Consider the following 501-nt stretch of genomic DNA (forward strand, 5'->3'; position numbering starts at 1 on the left):
TCCGGCCGCTCACGTTGCGTCAACTGACGAACCAGCTCCCGCGTGGCGTCGACGACAAAGACGCCGCAATCATAGGTGTTGTCCTGCTGGGGTGCGCGGGGCCACTCCAGGCGGGCGCCTAGCCGCTCTGCGAGCTGACTTGCAGGTCCCGCATTGTAGCTCCCGCTGGAGTCGTAGTGATAGGCAACCGGACTGTGCCGGTTGAGGCGATCAACGAGCAACAGCGACCAATGGCTGCCGCGGCGATCAAGATCGGTAGGATCGGCATCGTTCACTGGCAGGAACAGGAAGTCGGCTGTATCGTGACCTTGCCGATCATGGACGATGTCGTTGAAGGCACTTAGCGTGTCGCCCCAGGACAGCTGACTGGCTACGAGGGGGTCCACGAACTGCGTCCGGCCGGCGAGATTCGGATTGGTCCTCCGCAACTCCTCCTCCAGGAGCTGATAATCCCTGAGAATATGCTCGTCGGTGAGCCATTGCGTGTCGCCGAGCATCAGC

General features: G+C 61.9%; 1 protein-coding gene. It reads right to left on the reverse strand.

Going from position 1 to position 501, the window contains the following annotated elements:
* Window positions 1-501: Ulp1 family isopeptidase (locus XI09_RS02550; protein WP_271565536.1), on the reverse strand; the 501-nt coding region annotated here is incomplete at both ends.

This window comes from Bradyrhizobium sp. CCBAU 11386, from assembly GCF_028128955.1.
GTDB lineage: Bacteria > Pseudomonadota > Alphaproteobacteria > Rhizobiales > Xanthobacteraceae > Bradyrhizobium.